Raw genomic sequence first — 16,516 nt, forward strand, 5'->3', positions numbered from 1 at the left:
CCGACGTCCGCATCCGCGGCGCGCGGTTCGTGCCGGGCTTCCGCACCGGCGAGAGAACTCGGGAGAAGAATCAGATGGTCTCAGCAACGGTGGGCACGGGTACGGCGCTGGGCGCGGTCCTGGTGTCCCTCCTGGCAGCCCCGGCACAGGCCGCGACACCGACGCCGACGGGCGGCCACACGGCGGGACGGGCCCCTGCGGCACACGCGTCGCCCGCGCCCGACGACGCGGGGCTGCGCAAGGTGCTGCGCACGGCGATCAGCCAGGGAGCACCCGGCGCGATGGCACGGATCGACGACAACGGCACGGTGCACCGGATCGCCGAGGGCATCGCGAACCGGACCACCGGACGGGCCATCAGCACGAAAGACCGCTTCCGCGTCGGCAGCGTCACCAAGACCTTCTCCGCGGTCGTGCTGCTCCAACTGGTGGACGAGGGAAAGCTGAAGCTGGACAAGTCGGTCAACACCTATCTGCCGGGCCTGCTCCCCGACGACCGCATCACGGTCCGCCATGTGCTGAGCCACCGCAGCGGTCTGTACTACTACACCAACGACATGTTCGCCCGGACCGTCCCGGGCTTCGAGGCCGTCCGCAACAAGGTGTTCGGCTACCGGGACCTGGTGAAGCTGTCCCTCCAGAAACCGCGCACCAACGCGCCCGGCGCGGCCTACTCGTACTCGAACACCAACTTCGTCGTCGCGGGCATGCTGATCGAGAAGCTCACCGGACACGCCGTGGGCACGGAGTACCAGAAGCGCATCTTCGCGCCGCTCGACCTCACGGACACCCTGTACGTCCACCCCGGCACGACGATCCCCGGTTCCCACGCCCACGGCTACCTCACCCCCGACGAAGCCGGTGCGGCCCTGGTCGACTCCACCGATCAGACGGCGTCCTGGGCGCAGAGCGCGGGAGCGATCATCTCCACCACGCACGACCTGGACACCTTCCTGTCCGCGCTGCTGCGCGGGAAGCTCATGTCGTCCGGCTCGCTGACGCAGATGCGGAAGTGGACACAGGTCAACAGCACCACGGCGTACGGACTCGGGCTGCGCCGCCGCGACCTGTCGTGCGGGGTCTCCGTGTACGGGCACACGGGCACCGTGCAGGGCTACTACACGTACGCGTTCACCTCCAAGGACGGCAAGCGCAGCGTCAGCGCGCTGGCGAACACCTCCAACAACTCGGCCGTGCTGAACACCATGGCCGGTACGCTCGAATCGGCGTTCTGCGGCAAGCCCGCGGCCAGGACGACGCTGCGCCGTGCCGCCCCGGTGGAGCGGCACGAGGACATCGCGCCGGCCGTCACCCGCGACTGAGCGTGCGGGCCGCGCCTCACCCCTGACGGTTGGGCCGCCGGTGCGGCGGCTGGTCGGGGGCGGGGCGCAGTCTCGGCGCCGGTATGGCGAGGCGGTGGGGCTTGTCGCCGTCGACGGTGTACGGCTCACGGTGGTGACGGATCTCCAGCGGGTCACCGGTCGCGAGCGTGTACGTGGCGGCGTCCGGCTCTATCTCCACGCGCAGGCGACGGCCGAGGAGTTCCAGGGAGAACGCGAGGCGGCTGAACCTCTCCGGCAGCCGGGGGGCGAACTCCAGGGTGTCCCCGTGGTGGCGCAGGCCGCCGAACCCGGCGACCAGGGCCGTCCAGGTGCCGGCGAGCGAGGCGATGTGCAGGCCGTCACGGGTGTTGTGCTCCAGATCCTCCAGGTCCATCAGGGCCGCCTCCACCAAGTAGTCGTAGGCGAGGCCCGGATGACCGGCCTCGGCCGCGATCACGGCCTGGCAGCAGGCGGACAGGGAGGAGTCGCGGACGGTGAGGGGCTCGTAGTACGCGAAGTTGCGTGCCTTGTGCTCCTCGTCGAAGTAGGGGCTGCACTTGTACATCGCGAGAACGAGGTCGGCCTGTTTGACGACCTGCTTGCGGTAGATGTCGAAGTACGGGAAGTGCAGCATCAGCGGGTACTGCTCGGGCCGGGTGGCCGCGAAGTCCCACCGCTGGTAGCGGGTGAACCCGGCGTGCTGTTCGTGGACGCGGAGTTCGTGGTTGTAGGGGACGTGCATGGCGTCGGCGGCGTCGCGCCAGGCCGCGCTCTCCTCCTCGTCGACGCCGAGTTCGGCCGCCCGCGCCGGGTGGCGGTCGACCACGTCCGCGGCGGCCAGAAGGTTCGCGCGGGCCATGAGGTTGGTGTAGGTGTTGTCGTCCGCGACCGCGCTGTACTCGTCGGGCCCGGTCACCCCGTCGATGTGGAACTTGCCCTGGTAGTCGTGGTGTCCCAGCGAACGCCACAGCCGTGCCGTCTCGACCAGCAGCTCGACCCCGGTGTCCCGTTCGAACCCTTCGTCACCGGTGACGGTGGTGTAGCGGACCACGGCGTCGGCTATGTCGGCGTTCACGTGGAACGCGGCGGTACCGGCCGGCCAGTAGGCCGAGCCCTCCGAGCCGGCGATGGTCCGCCATGGGAAGGCGGCTCCCCTCAGGCCCAGTTGGGTCGCCCGTTCACGCGCGGCGGGCAGGGTGTTCTGGCGCCAGCGGAGCGCCTCGGCGACGGCTCCCGGAGAGGTGTAGGTGAGCAGCGGGAGAACGAAGGTCTCGGTGTCCCAGAAGGCGTGGCCGTCGTACCCGGAGCCGGTCAGCCCCTTCGCGGGTATCGCGCGTTGTTCGGCGCGGGCGCCCGCCTGGAGGACGTGGAAGAGGGCGAAGCGCACCGCCTGCTGGATCTCCTCGTCGCCCTCGACCTCCACGTCGGCGCGCTCCCAGAAGTCGTCCAGGTAGGCGTGCTGTTCGTCGGCGAGCGCCTGCCAGCCGCCGTGCTCGGCGGCCGCGAGCGCCGCGTCGACCTGGTCGCGCACCGCCGGCAGCGACCGGGTGGCGGACCAGCCGTAGGAGACGAACTTCTCCAGGCGCAGCCGCTGTCCCGGGGTCAGCACGGAGGTGACGGTGAGCCGGGCGACGTCGTCGCTGCTCTCGCTGCTCGTGACGGTCCCGTCGGGTCCCACGACCGCGTGGTCGGCCGCTGCGGCGACCCGCAGTCCGCTCTCGCTCGTCCGGTGCACGAGCCGCAGTCGCCGGTCCGCCGCGAAGTGCTCCTCGGCCTTCAGCGGCGACTCCAGGGCGATCGCGGCGCGCGGGTCGCCGCCCCGCCCCGGCAACTGCTCGTTCGCCACCAGCTCCGACTGGACGACGACACGGACCCGGTCGTCGACGGCCTCCACCTCGTACGCCACGGCGGCGATCGCCCGCTGGGTGAAGGAGACGAGCCGGGCGGACCGCACCCGGACCGTGGAACCGGCCGGTGAGGTCCACTCGCAGGTCCGGGTGAGCAGCCCGGTGCGCAGATCGAGGACGCGTTCGTGCGAGCGCAGCCGGCCGTAGCGCAGGTCGAACGGTTCGTCGTCGACGAGGAGCCGGACGACCTTGCCGTTGGTGACGTTGATGACCGTCTGCCCGGACTCCGGATAGCCGTATCCCGCCTCCGCGTACGGCAACGGGTGCACCTCGTGGACGCCGTTGAGGTACGAGCCCGGCAGTCCGTGCGGTTCGCCCTCGTCGAGGTTGCCGCGCCAGCCGACATGGCCGTTCGAGAGGGCGAACACGGACTCGCTCTGCGGCAGCAGATCCAGGTGGAGCTCGTTCTCGCGCAGGGCCCAGGGGTCGACGCCGTAGGAACTGTGAGTGATCATGCCTGCTCCCCCAGTTCCGACAGATCCTGTACGACCGTGTCCGCACCGTGCGCGCGCAGGGCGGCGCCCTGTCCGACGCGGTCGACGCCGACGACGTACCCGAAGTGACCCGAGCGGCCCGCGTCCATGCCGGCCAGCGCGTCCTCGAAGACGGCGGCCTCGGCGGCCTCGACGCCCAGGTCGCGCGCGGCGGCCAGGAAGGTGTCCGGCTGCGGCTTGCCGGGCAGACCGCGCTCCGCGGCGACGACCCCGTCGATCCGCACGTCGAACAGGTCCTCGGCGCCGACCGAGCGCAGGATGTCACGGCAGTTGGCGCTGGAGGAGACGACCGCGGTCCGCAGTCCGTGCGCGCGCACCGCCTCGACGTAGCGCAGGGTGCCGTCGTACGCCTCGACGCCGCCGGTGCGGATCATCTCCAGCAGCAGGTCGTTCTTGCGGTTGCCGAGACCCTGCACGGTGGCCCGGTCCGGTGGGTCGTCCGGCGCTCCCTCGGGCAAGTGGATGCCGCGGGAGGCCAGGAAGGTACGGACGCCGTCGGCGCGCGGGAGTCCGTCGACGTACTCGGCGTAGTCGTGGGAGTCGTCGAACGGGCGGAAGTCCTCGCCGTCGCGCTGCCGCAGGAACGCGTCGAACGTCTGCTTCCAGGCGGCGGCGTGGACGACGGCGGTCTTGGTGATGACGCCGTCGAGGTCGAAGAGGCAGGCCACGATTTCTTTCGGAAGACCGAGCTCTGTCATGAGGGCAGTGTGCCCCGAGATCATCCGGCCAACGGGTGGCGAGCGCCACACCGCGGGTAGTTCGTCGGGTCGTGCCCGCCGGACGGCAGGTCGGCCCGGCCGCGCGCCGCCCCGCGCGGGTGCTCTGTGCTGCGCGGGTGCGCCGCCCCGCGCGGGTGCGCTGTGCTGCGCGGGTGCGCCTTGCTGCGCGGGTGGGTGCGCCTTGCTGCGCGGGTGCGCCTTGCTGCGCGTCCTTCGTCGTCCGCCGCTTCTCGTCCGCCGCTTCTCATCCGCCGCTTCCCATCCGCCGCTTCTCGTCCGCCGCTTCTCGTCCGCGGCCGGACACGGATACTGGGGCCATGGAACGCGCCGCCTTCATGCCCCTGACCGACCGGGTCGCCGGATCCGCCGCATGACCTTCGACGACCTGCTCGATCGCGCGGCCGCACTCGTCCGTCCCGGGCGGCGCGCCCTGCTCGGCCTCGCCGGAAGCCCCGGGGCGGGCAAGACGACCCTCGCCGAGCGTCTGGTCCGGCGGCTGAACGGTGACGGACCCGACTGGGTCGCGCACGTGCCGATGGACGGTTTCCATCTCGCGGACGTCGAGCTGGACCGGCTGGGCCGCCGCGACCGCAAGGGCGCCCCGGACACCTTCGACGCGGCGGGCTACGCGGCGCTGCTGCGCCGGCTGCGCGAGGACGAGGACGACCTGGTCTACGCGCCCGGCTTCGAGCGGACCCTGGAGCAGCCTCTCGCGGGTGCCGTGCCCGTGCCGCGGACCGCGCGGCTGATCGTCACCGAGGGCAATTACCTGCTGCTGCGCGACGACGCCTGGGCGCGCGCGAGGTCGCAGCTGGACGAGGTCTGGTTCTGCGAGCTGGACGAGGCCGCCCGGGTACGGCGACTGGTCGCCCGGCACGAGGAGTTCGGCAAGGACCACGACACGGCGGTGGCGTGGGTGCTGGGCACGGACCAGCGCAACGCCGACCTGGTGGCGTCCACCCGGGACCGGGCCGACCTGGTCGTCGGGCCGGAGATCACCGCGGACGAGGCTCCGGTGCCGGTTCCCGGCGCACATCGCCCGTCGGAGCGCTGATCAGCGGGGTCCCGCGCGCCCCGGCCCGGGCGGTGCCGGATCGTGCCGCGGAGCGGCGAGCCGGGGCGGTGACCGCGTCCTCCGCCCGAGGCCCGAGGCCTCAGCCGCGAGCCGCGAGCCGCGAGCCGCGAGCCGCGAGCCGCGAGCCGCGAGCCGCGAGCCGCGAGCCGCGAGCCGCGAGCCGCGGACGGAACGCCCGGGGTGTGCGGCCGGTTCCCCGTCCGTGCGCCCGCAGGAAGGGCCGAAGGATCCTCCCGTACCGCGGCGCGCGGCCCACGCCCCGCTCCAGGTACGTGTCCGAATCCCGCCGGACCGTGCGCACGGCAGGCGGCAAAATTGCAGGTGAAGCGACGCCGGTACCGCTTGAAGCACACTCACGAAGGGACACTTCCGATGACGGTCTACACGACCCTCGACAGCCCGCTGGGCGAGCTGCTGCTCGTGGGCGAGGAGTCGGCCACCGCGAACGGCGGCACGGCATTGGCCTCGCTCTCGATGCCCGGCCAGAAGAACGGCGCCGTCGTCCAGGACGGCTGGACCGAGGACGCACAGGCGTTCACCGAGATCGCCTCCCAGCTGCGCTCCTACTTCGACGGCCGGCTGACCCGCTTCGACATCGAGTACGTCACGAGCGGCAGCGACTTCCAGCGGCGGGTGTGGCAGGCCTTGGAGGCCATCCCGTACGGGACCACGCTCAGCTACGGCGAGATCGCCGCCCGCATCGGCGCATCGAGGGCGGCGGTACGGGCCGTGGGCACGGCGATCGGCGCGAATCCGCTGCTGGTCGTGCGGCCCTGCCACCGGGTGATCGGCGCGACCGGCGCCCTCACCGGCTACGCCGCCGGCCTGGAACGCAAGCGCACGCTCCTGGACCTGGAGGACGAGTCGTCCTGACCGGCCGTGGTCGAGATCGCCGACGGTGGCACCCTCGTCCGGCCGGCCAGGCCGGCGGCCTCGCGCGGGCCGTCCGGGAGTTCACGGCTACATCCCACGCCGGCTAGGGAAGTTGTCGGACCTCTGCGCTACGTTGCGAGCATGAGGGAATTCGTACTGGTGGCAGGTGCGTGGCTCGGCTCCTGGGCGTGGGACGAGGTGGTGCCGGAGCTGCGAGCGGCCGGTCACGGCGCTCATCCGCTCACGCTCTCCGGCCTCGCGGACAGGCAGAGCACGCCGGTCGGACCGCAGACCCACGTCCGGGACATCGTGGGCGAGATCGAGCGACTCGATCTGCGCGACGTCGTCCTGGTCGGGCACAGCTACTCGGGCATCCCGGTCGGCCAGGCCGCCGCGCGGATCGGCGACCGGCTGTCCCGCGTGGTGTTCGTCGACGCCAATGTCCCGACGGACGGTGAGTCGTTCGTGTCCACGTGGTGGCAGGGGCCGGAACGGCTGGAGGAGGTGATCGAGGAGAACCAGGGCTTCTGGCCGCCGCTGACGGCCGCGGACTACGACGGGCAGGGCCTCACGGACGAGCAGATCTCACGGATCGCCGGTGGGTCGACGCCGCAGCCGGGCATCACGCTGACCGACGCGGCGGTGCTGGACCGGCCGCTCGGTGAGCTGCCGACGACGTACGTCAAGTGCCTGATGGACGGCGAGGACCCCAATGACGACGTGGCCGAGCTGCTGAAGAGCGCGCGGTGGGACCTGGTCGAGATGGAGACCGGTCACTGGCCGATGTTCTCCCAGCCGCACGAGATGGCGCGGGTCCTGCTCAGGGCCGCGGGACGCTAGCGCGGCGTACGGGATTCGAGGGCGGCGCGCGTGCCGTCGCCGTGGACGCCGGTCTCGTCGCCCCGGATGCCGTACCAGAGCGGATGCCGTACCAGGGCTGGAAGCGGGCGACGGCCTCGGTGAGGGGCGCGTCGTAGCCGCCGTGGGCGTCCGCGCGGCGGGCGGGACGGTGGGCCGTGCCCTGTCGTCCAGGCGCCGCGCGGGCTGCCCGGGTCCGGGCGGTGCCGACACACTGCTCCCCTTCCGCGCACGGTCCTCCGCCGTCTTTGTGCGGGAATACGGGTGTCCGGGCCCGGCCGTTCCGTGCGCACCTCCACACACTGAACGATCGATACGCTCAATTCGGTAAGAGTTATTGAGCGTTTGAACGTCAGCGTGCTAGAAACCGCCGTCATGACGACTCGTTGGTCACGCCGTGGCTTCCTGGCCGCGGGCAGCGGCACCGCTCTCGCGCTCGGGGTGCACACCACCGCCGGCGCCTCCCCCCTCACCTCACCCGGGATCACCGACACCGCCGAGGCCGCGGACGAGTTCGCGGCCCTGCGCGCGAAGTGGCGCACCCTGATCCTGGGTGAGGGATTCAGCCCCACCGCCGAACCGTTCCGGACCCGCCTCGCCGATCTGGGCACGACGGCCTCCCAATGGCGGTCCGCCATGGCCCCCGCCGCCGGCTCGCTCTGGCCGGACCTCGTGTACGCCGACCCGGAGCCCGACACCGACCAGGAGTCGTACGGCTACTCCGGAAACATGAGCACCAGCTACTCCCGGCTCAACACCCTCGCCCAGGCGTACTGCCGGCAGGGCACCGGGCTGACCGACGACACCGGGCTGCGCGACGACATCCTCACCGGCCTCGACCACCTCCACTCCGAGGTCTACCACGCGAACCAGACCCGCTACGGCAACTGGTACAGCTGGCAGATCGGCGCCCCGCAGGCTCTGCTCGACATCTGTGTCCTCATGTACGACGCCCTGCCCGCGGCACGGATCGCCGACTACCTGGCCGCGGTCGACCACTTCGTGCCGGACTCGGCGGTCGCCGCCTACAGCGGGACGAGCACCGGAGCCAACCGGGTCGACCTGTGCCGGGTACTGGCGCTGCGCGGCGTCGTGGGCGCGAACGCCGCCAAGGTGGCGCTGGCCCGGGACGCGCTCACCCCCGTCTTCCCGTACGTCACCACGGGCGACGGCCTGTACACCGACGGCTCGTTCATCCAGCACACCACCGTCCCGTACACGGGCTCGTACGGCTCGGTGATGCTCGGCGGGCTCGGCATGCTCTTCGCGCTGCTCGCCGGCTCGACCTGGGAGGTCACCGACGCGGGCCGGCAGATCGTCTTCGACGCGGTGGAGAAGGCCTGGGCGCCGTTCCTCTACAACGGCCTGGTGATGGACGGCGTGTCCGGGCGGGCCGTCAGCCGGGGCCTGTCCGCGTCGGACGCCAAGCACATCCAGCAGGACGACCATCTGCGCGGCCATCCGATCCTCGCCTCGATCGTGCTGCTCGGACAGGGGGCGAGCAGCACGGAGAGCGCGCGCTGGCGCGGGCTGGTGAAGGGCTGGATGCAGCGCGACTACTACAGCCCGCCGATGGACGATCCCGCGCTGAGTCTGTCAAGTCTGGCCCGGCTCAAGGGAGTTCTGGACGACACGACGGTCTCGCCGATCGCCGAGCCGACCGGGCACCGGCTGTTCACCAGCATGGCCCGGGCCACCCACCGCCGCCCCGGCTGGGCCGCCTCGATCAGCATGGCCGACCGCAGGATCACCTACTACGAGACGGGCAACGGGGAGAACCTGCACGGCTGGCACACCGGATCCGGGATGCTCTACTGGTGGGGCGACACCTTCTGCAACGGCCAGTACAGCGACGCCTTCTGGCCCACCGTCGACCCCGGCCGGCTGCCCGGCACCACGGCCTCGCGCAAGGTGCTCGCGGACGCGGCGGGCGGCGACTGGGGTGCGTCCCTGCCCGACGTGAACTGGGTGGGCGGCGCGACGGACGGGCAGCGAGCCGCGATCGGCCAGTACCTCAAGGGGCTGCAGAGCACCCTGCTGGCGAAGAAGTCCTGGTTCTGCCTGGACGACGCGATCGTCTGTCTGGGCGCGGGCATCCGGTGCTCCGACGGAACGGCCGTGGAGTCGACCGTCGACAACCGCAACCTCGGGCCCACCGGCGGCGCCGCCCTCACCGTCGACGGTACGGCGAAGCCCACCGCGTACCCGTGGTCGCAGACGCTGACCGCCACCCGGTGGGCGCATCTCGCGGGCCACGGCGGCTATGTCTTCCCCGGTGGCGCCACCGTCAAGGCGCTGCGCGACAGCCGTGACGGCACGTGGAGCGCCGTCAACAGGGGCGGCGCGACGACGGTCCTGAACCGCAAGTACCTGACGCTGTACGTCGACCACGGCACCGACCCGGAGGACGCCACGTACGCCTATGTGCTGATGCCGGGCGCGAGCGCCGCCCGGACACAGGCCCGGGCCGACGACACGGACTGGCTGGCCGTGCTCGCCAACACCGACGACCAGCAGGGCGTGAGCGTTCCCTCGCTCGGCTTCACCGGGGTGAACTTCTGGTTCGGCGGCACGGTGGGCGCCCTCACGGCGAGCGACCCGTGCTGCGTGATGATCAGCGAGAGGAGCGACGGCACCGCCGTGATCTGCGTCAGCGACCCGATGCGCATGCGGACCGGCCTGACCCTCACCTGGGACAGGGCCGTCGCCCAGGTGACGTCGAAGGCGTCGAGCGTCACCTCGGCGACCACCGGCTCCTCCCTCACCCTCACCTTCGGCGACCTGAGCTCGCTGGCGGGGGTCACGCAGAAGGTCACGGTCAGGCTGGGCTGACCGCGGCACCGGTCACGCCGGGGCGAACGGCCGCCCGTCGAGCGACCAGTGCCGGTCGGCGGCGCCGCCCAGCGACGCGAACACCTGGGCGGCGACGTCGACATGGCGCAGCGTCGCCGGGGGCGCGGTGCCGACACCGGGCCCGGCGGCGATCAGCCAGGCGGTCCGCTCCTCGGGGGAACGGCCGCCGTGGCCGCCCGCGTCGACGTGGCCGTGGTCGGTGACGACGAGGACCGTCCACCGCTCCGCCCGGTACGAGGTGCGCGAGCGCACCGCGTCCAGCAGGCGGCCCACCCGGGCGTCGGCACGTACCACCGCGGTCTCGTACGCGTCGTGGCAGCCGAGGAAGTGCGCGGTCTCGTCGGGGGCGCCCAGGTACACGAACGAGGCGTCCATGTCGTCGTCCGCCAGGACACGCGCCGCCTCCGCGGTGATGTGTTCGTCGCAGGTCTCCCAGGCCTCGGGGGTGTCGGCCACCGGGGAGACGTACGCCGTCCTCGACGGGGCCCGGAACAGCGGCCCGCCGTCCCGTACCTGCATGAGCGGCCGCCAGCCCGCGGCGACGAAGGTGCGACGGCCGTACTGGACGGCGAGACGGGTCGCGAAGTCCGGGAAGACGTCGAGGCGGTGGCCGCCGAAGTCGTTGCTCCACACCCCGTGCTTGTCGACGCCCACGCCGGTGACGATCGTCGCCCAGCACGGACCCGACATGGTGGGGGTGCGGTCGTCGATGTCGACCGGGGCGAGGAAACCGTCCGCCGCCAGCACGTCCAGGTGCGGGGTGGGCAGGCGGCGCAGGGTGTCGAGGCGTACTCCGTCGATGCCGACGACCAGGACGCGACGGACGACGTCCGGCATGGGCGCTCCTCTCATGGGACGGGGGCTGTCGTGCACCCGGTGTCACGCCGAGCGGGTCAGCTCGTCGGGGCCGACGCCGTGGACGAAGGGCAGACCCTGGGCGTAGCGGCGCACTTCGTCGACGGCCCAGTGCGTCATGCGGCCGAGTTCGTTGCCCAGGGAGCCCGCGATGTGCGGGGTGAGCAGGACGTTGGGCAGCGTGTAGAGCGGCGACGAGGCGGGCAGCACCTCCGGCTCGGTCACGTCGAGCACGGCGTGGATGCGTCCGGAGACCAGTCGCTCGGTCAGCGCTTCGGTGTCGACGAGCGAGCCGCGTGCGGTGTTGACGAGTGTCGCGCCGTCCGCGAGGAGCGCGAGCCGGCGCGCGTCGAACATGTGCCGTGTCTCAGGCAGTTGAGGCGCGTGGATCGACACCACGTGGCTGCGCCGGACGAGTTCGTCGAGGCCGACGGCTTCGACGCCGAGGACGCGGGCCTCGGCCTCGTCCACGTACGGGTCGTGGAGGAGGACGTGCAGGTCGAAGGGGCGCAGCAGTTCGATGACCCGACGGCCGATGCGCGAGGCTCCGACGATGCCGACGGTGCGGTGGTAGTTGCCGTGTCCGGTGAAGTACGGCAGCAGCTCGGGCCGGCGCCGGGTGCGCGCGTAGTCGTGGGCGACGTCGAGGACCCGCTTGCCCGCGAAGAGGATCGCGGCCAGGGTGAACTCCGCGACGGGCAGGGCGTTGGCCGCGGCGGCGGAGGAGACGCTGATGCCGCGGTTCCAGACGGACTCGGTGACGTGGTGCTTGACGGATCCTGCGGCGTGGACGACGGCGCGCAGCCGCGGCATGCGGCGCAGCACGTCCTCGGTCAGCCGCGGGGCGCCCCAGTGGGTGAACAGCACCTCGATGGAGGCGAGTTCGGTGGCGTCTGCCGTGGCGAAGTCGCTGATCGGGCCGGAGGCGCCCACCCGGGCGACCGTGCTCAGGCGGTCGAGTGCGCCGTCGGCGAGCAGGGAGCCGTGGATCTCGCGGCTCATGGCGAGGGCGGTGCGCGGGCGGTGGGTCCCGGCCGGTCGTGGCGAGCTGTTCAGGAGGGTGCCTTCCGGTACGGGCATGGTCACTTCACCGCGCCGGCGGTCAGCCCCGAGCGCCAGAAACGCTGGAGGCAGACGAAGGCGGCGATCAGCGGGACGACGGCGACGAGCGAGCCGGTGATCACGAGCGAGTAGTACTCGGGCTGCTGCTGGGTGACGCTGTTCCACATGAACAGGCCGAGGTTGACGGGATAGAGCTTCTCGTCGTTCAGCATCACGAGGGCGCCGAAGAAGTTGTTCCAGCTGGAGGTGAACGAGAACAGGAAGATGGTCATGAAGCCGGGGGCGAGCATCGGCAGGGCGATCCCGGCGAAGGTGCGCAGCTCGCCGGCGCCGTCGACACGGGCGGCCTCCAGGACCTCGTTCGGCACGTAGCCCTCCGAGAAGACGCGGGCCAGGTAGACACCGAACGGATTGACGAGTGCGGGCAGCAGCAGGGCCCAGTAGGTGTTGACCACCCCGGCCTCGGTGGCGAGCAGGTACATGGGCAGCTGGATCACCGTCGTGGGGACCAGGACTCCGCCGAGCACCGCGCCGAACAGCTTCTCCTTGCCCTTGAATTCGTACTTGTCGAAGGCGTACCCGGTGGCGACGCACAGGAGGGTGGAGGCCGCCGAGCCGACGACCGAGTACAGGATGCTGTTGCCGAACCAGCGCAGATAGATGCCGTCGTTGAAGGTGAACACGTGGTGCAGGTTGGCGAGGAGGCTGAAGTCTCCGAAGGAGAAGCCGGACGTGCTGAACAGGTCGCGGTCGTTCTTGGTGGCGGCGATGACCAGCCAGGTGACGGGCATCAGGGTGTAGAACGCGGCGACGATCAGCAGGCCGTTGACGACGGCCTTGGAGAGCAGCGCGTCGGTCCGGGCGCGGGGCCGGGCCGCGACCCGTGTGCCGCTCGGCGCGGTCGGTGTCCGCGGCGGGCTCGAAGGGCGGGTGAGGATGCTCATGAGGCGGCCTTCCACCGGTTGCCGAGCCGGGTGACGAGGTAGGACAGGACGATGCCCAGCAGGGCGAGCAGCAGGGAGGCCGCGGCGGCGAGCCCGTAGTCGTGCTGGACGAAGCCGGCCTTCCAGATGAACAGGGTCGGCGACCATTCGGTGTCGACGGAGGGCGCGCCGCGCTGGTTGAGCAGCTTGGGCTCGGTGAAGATCTGGATGGCTCCCACGCAGGTGAACAGCACGGTCATGACGAGCGCGGAGGCGATCAGCGGCACTTTGATGCGCAGGGCGGTGCGCAGGGCTCCCGCGCCGTCGACGACGGCCGCCTCGATCACTTCGCGCGGAACGGCCTGGAGCGCCGCGTAGAAGATGACCATGTTGTAGCCGATCCACTGCCAGGCACAGAGGTTGACCATGGACGACAGCACATGGTCGTTGCTGTAGAAGTCCCAGGAGCCGCCGAGTGCGCCGATCCAGTCGAGCACGGGGCTCAGTCCCGGGGTGTAGAGGTAGATCCAGATGAGCGAGGCGATCAGGCCCGGGATCGCGTGCGGCAGGAACAGTGCGAGCTGGAAGAACCGCTTGGCGCGGGCCATCGCGGAGTCCAGGAGCAGGGCCAGCAGCAGGGAGCCGCCGATCATGACCGGGATGTACAGGGCGCAGTAGAGCGCGATGTGGACGAAGGAGTCCCGGAACCCGGCGTCGGAGAGGGCCTTGGTGTAGTTGCCGATTCCGGAGAACACCCGCTCGGTGCCGCCGAAGCCGAGTCCCGAGGAGCGTTCCTGGAAGAGGCTCATCCAGACGGCGTAGCCGATGGGCGCCACCATGACCGCGGCGAACAGGACGAAGAACGGGACGACGAAGAGGGCCGCGGCACGGCGCTGACTGCGCCGCAGGGCGGAGGTGGCGGGCGGCTTCGTCGTGGGTCGGGGCCGGGTCTTCACGGCCGGGGCGGGAGGTGCTGCCACGGTGGCTCCTTGGCGGGCTGGACGCTGCAGGGGGCGACGAGTGACGGGGTCCGGCCGCCGGGCGGCCGGACCCGACGGGTCACCGGGCGAGCTTCAGTCCGCGCTCCGTGATGCCCGACTCGGCCTTGCGCTGGCCGGCCGTGACGCCGCCGCCGAAGCCGGACTTGGCCGTGGCGTCCTGGACGGCGGTGTAGACGTCCAGCTGGTTCGGTCCCCACGTCCAGCCGGGGACGATCGTGTCGACCTGCTCGGAGGCGAGCTCGTAGAGGTCCTGGCCGCCGAGGTACGCGGTGTCGAACTTCGCCGCCGCGACGGCGCGCATCCGCGGGTCGGCCGGCAGGGCGCTGCTGGGCGACTCCAGGTCGGCGAGCCGGGCCTCGACGCCGGCGCGGTTCGTGGTGAGCCACTCGATGAACTCGGCCGCGGCCTCGGCGTGCCTGCTGCCCTTCAGGACGCCGTAGGAGGTGCCTCCGTAGTTGCCGCTCGCCGCGGTGCCCCAGTTCGGGAGGGGGGCGACGGCCCACTTGCCCTTGAGGTCGGGCATGGCGGTCTTCATTCCTCCTGCGGACCAGGAGGCGCCGAGGAAGGAGAGGGTCCGGCCGGAGGCGCGGGCCTTGGTCTCCTCGGGGCTGTAGGCGGTGAAGGACTGCACCAGGTCGTCCTTGATCAGTCCGTCCCAGTAGGCGGCGACCTTCTTGCTGGGCGCGTCGTCGACGCCGGGCTTCCAGGCGTCGCCCTCGGTGGTGAACCACTTGCCGCCGGCCTGCCAGGACAGGGCGGCGAGGAGCGCCGGGTCGGACTTCGGCATGGAGGCCAGCCGGACGTTCTTGTCGGCCTTCTTCACCTCGGCGGCGGCGGTCCTGAACTCGTCCCAGGTCTTGGGGACTTCGATGCCGTACTTCTTGAACAGGTCGGTTCGGTAGTAGTACAGCTGCGGCGCGACGTCGTAGGGGACCGTCCATGTCCTGCCGCCGAAGGTCACGAGGCTCTGGACGGACGCGGGGAACTTCGACTTGACCGTCTTGCCGGCGTAGTCGGTCAGATCGATCAGGTTTCCCTGGCTCGCGAACTCCGGGACCATCTGGTACTCGATGGTGGCCACGTCGGGGGCGTTGCCGGCCTTCACCGCGTTGGCGAGCTTGCTGTAGCCCTCGGTCGAGCTGGGGATCTCGGTGAACTCGACCTTGATGTCCTTGTGCGTCCGGTTGAACGCCTCCACCGTCGACTTGGCCCCGAGCGTCCAGGTCCAGTACTTGATGGTGACCGGCTTGCCGTCCGATGCGGAGTCGGTCGAGCCTCCGTCGCCGCCGCACGCGGTGGCGAGCATGCCCAGGGCGGCGACGACGGCGATGGCGGCTGTGCGGAACGAACGTGAAGTGCGCGACATGGCACGGCTCCTACGAGACCTCGTACGGGCAGAGGCGGATGCAGGACATCTTTTGTGCGCACGCGATCAGAGTCAAGAGCGTTCGACCAAATCAATCAAAACGATCGCTCGATGTTCAGGAGGTGAGCGCCTCGCCGCCGCAGGACGACCGGACCCTCAGCTCGGGGAGGAGTTCCAGGTGCTGGCGGGGCGCCGCGCTCCGCCCGTCCGCGCGCTCCGCGAGCCGCTGGAGCAGCAGTTTCGCGGCCAGCTCCCCCACCGAGCGCTTCGGCGGGGCGACCGCCGTCAGGGGCACGTCCGCGAGGGCGGCGACCTCGTCGTCGTACGCGATCAGCGCGAGGTCCTCGGGCACCCTGATGCCGCGCGCCTGGAGCTTGGGCACCAGCACGATCGCGTCCTCGTCGCTGTGCACGAGCGCGGCCGTCACCCCGCGCTTCTCCACGGCCTGCGCGAGATAGTCGATGCTCGCCTCGTAGTCCCCGTGCTCGCGGACCGACGGCGCGCCGGAGTCGACGTCGAGTCCGAGCGACTGCACGGCCGCCAGATAACCGGAGGAGATCTGCGCGGCGTGCGGCCCTTCCTGGAGCACCGCGGTGATGCGGCGGTGCCCGAGCGCGGCGAAATGGCCCACGGCCACGGCGGCCCCGTGCGCCCGGTCGGTGCGCACCCGGTCCAGACCGGCCGCCGGGTTGCCGGCCGGTGCCGACCGCTCGACCAGGACGGCCGGCACCGCACAGTCCAGGAGCCACTTCTCCTGACCCCCCAGCGGCACGCCGCCGAACCAGCTGGGCGCGACGAGGAGACCCTGCGCACCGCCCGCGATCAGGTGCTCCGCCTGCACGGCGTCCTCGGAGTCCACGTAACCGGTCATCCCCAGGACCAGCCGGCCGCCCTGGGCGCCGACGGCCTCGCGGGCACCGCGGACGACGTCCGCGAAGATGGAACCGGTGGTCGGCACGATCATGCCGATCACGGCGCCCTCGGCCGGCTCGCGCCCGGGCCGGGGCTCGGCCGCGGTGTCGCCCGGCCAGACGACCGCGCCGTGCAGCCGGTGCACCCGCCCCTGGGCGGCCAGGGTCTCCACGTCGCGCCGCAAGGTCACCGCGGACACGCCGAGTTCGGCCGCGAGGTCGGACACCCGGAGGCTGCCGCGCTCCCGGACGAGTTCGAGCACCCGCTCATGGCGCTGGTCGACGTGCAGTCGCATG

The 16,516-nt window shown here is 71.4% G+C and carries 13 protein-coding genes; 5 read left to right on the forward strand and 8 right to left on the reverse strand.

Annotation, left to right across the window (positions count from 1 at the left end):
- The first annotated feature begins 74 nt into the window (after positions 1 to 74).
- The gene (locus ABEB03_RS22655; protein WP_345652239.1) at positions 75 to 1,322 is read left to right on the forward strand and encodes a serine hydrolase domain-containing protein; all 1,248 of its coding nucleotides are present in this window, start codon (positions 75 to 77) and stop codon (positions 1,320 to 1,322) included.
- Positions 1,323 to 1,338: 16 nt separating this feature from the next.
- Here the strand turns inward: ABEB03_RS22655 and ABEB03_RS22660 are convergent, their stop codons facing one another.
- Positions 1,339 to 3,684, reverse strand: a complete 2,346-nt coding sequence (locus tag ABEB03_RS22660; RefSeq protein ID WP_345652241.1) for a glycoside hydrolase family 65 protein — start codon at positions 3,682 to 3,684, stop codon at positions 1,339 to 1,341.
- Positions 3,681 to 4,421, reverse strand: coding sequence for an HAD family hydrolase (locus ABEB03_RS22665; protein ID WP_345652244.1), 741 nt, complete (start codon positions 4,419 to 4,421; stop codon positions 3,681 to 3,683). The genes ABEB03_RS22660 and ABEB03_RS22665 overlap by 4 nt, the downstream gene beginning before the upstream one ends.
- Before the next feature lie 391 nt (positions 4,422 to 4,812).
- Between ABEB03_RS22665 and ABEB03_RS22670 the strand changes: the two genes are divergently transcribed.
- From ABEB03_RS22670 to ABEB03_RS22685, 4 genes are all read left to right on the forward strand, one after another.
- Complete coding sequence (locus ABEB03_RS22670) at positions 4,813 to 5,496, forward strand: nucleoside/nucleotide kinase family protein (RefSeq protein ID WP_345652247.1); 684 nt, start codon at positions 4,813 to 4,815, stop codon at positions 5,494 to 5,496.
- A 393-nt stretch (positions 5,497 to 5,889) separates the two neighbouring features.
- Entirely contained in the window at positions 5,890 to 6,390 is a 501-nt protein-coding gene (locus tag ABEB03_RS22675; protein ID WP_345652249.1) for a methylated-DNA--[protein]-cysteine S-methyltransferase, read from the forward strand.
- 141 nt (positions 6,391 to 6,531) lie between these two features.
- A complete protein-coding gene (locus ABEB03_RS22680; protein WP_345652252.1) occupies positions 6,532 to 7,230 on the forward strand; it encodes an alpha/beta fold hydrolase in 699 nt (232 codons plus the stop codon).
- A 393-nt stretch (positions 7,231 to 7,623) separates the two neighbouring features.
- Positions 7,624 to 10,080, forward strand: coding sequence for a polysaccharide lyase 8 family protein (locus ABEB03_RS22685; RefSeq protein ID WP_345652255.1), 2,457 nt, complete (start codon positions 7,624 to 7,626; stop codon positions 10,078 to 10,080).
- 12 nt (positions 10,081 to 10,092) lie between these two features.
- On the opposite strand, the gene ABEB03_RS22690 is transcribed toward ABEB03_RS22685, so the two are convergent.
- The 6 genes from ABEB03_RS22690 to ABEB03_RS22715 all read right to left on the reverse strand — a co-directional run bounded on the left by ABEB03_RS22690 (position 10,093) and on the right by ABEB03_RS22715 (position 16,515).
- A complete protein-coding gene (locus ABEB03_RS22690; RefSeq protein ID WP_345652258.1) occupies positions 10,093 to 10,938 on the reverse strand; it encodes an alkaline phosphatase family protein in 846 nt (281 codons plus the stop codon).
- A 42-nt stretch (positions 10,939 to 10,980) separates the two neighbouring features.
- A complete protein-coding gene (locus tag ABEB03_RS22695; RefSeq protein WP_345652261.1) occupies positions 10,981 to 12,036 on the reverse strand; it encodes a hydroxyacid dehydrogenase in 1,056 nt (351 codons plus the stop codon).
- A 2-nt stretch (positions 12,037 to 12,038) separates the two neighbouring features.
- Complete coding sequence (locus ABEB03_RS22700; RefSeq protein ID WP_345652264.1) at positions 12,039 to 12,962, reverse strand: carbohydrate ABC transporter permease; 924 nt, start codon at positions 12,960 to 12,962, stop codon at positions 12,039 to 12,041.
- Entirely contained in the window at positions 12,959 to 13,921 is a 963-nt protein-coding gene (locus ABEB03_RS22705) for a carbohydrate ABC transporter permease (protein WP_345652267.1), read from the reverse strand. The genes ABEB03_RS22700 and ABEB03_RS22705 overlap by 4 nt, the downstream gene beginning before the upstream one ends.
- A gap of 79 nt (positions 13,922 to 14,000) precedes the next feature.
- Positions 14,001 to 15,308 (reverse strand): ABC transporter substrate-binding protein, encoded by a 1,308-nt coding sequence (locus ABEB03_RS22710; protein ID WP_345652270.1) that lies wholly within the window; start codon positions 15,306 to 15,308, stop codon positions 14,001 to 14,003.
- Positions 15,309 to 15,423: 115 nt separating this feature from the next.
- Positions 15,424 to 16,515: a substrate-binding domain-containing protein gene (locus tag ABEB03_RS22715; RefSeq protein WP_345652274.1), complete on the reverse strand. Its 1,092-nt coding sequence runs from the start codon at positions 16,513 to 16,515 to the stop codon at positions 15,424 to 15,426.
- Position 16,516 lies beyond the last annotated feature (1 nt).

The organism is Streptomyces siamensis (assembly GCF_039543605.1).
Lineage (GTDB): Bacteria > Actinomycetota > Actinomycetes > Streptomycetales > Streptomycetaceae > Streptomyces > Streptomyces siamensis.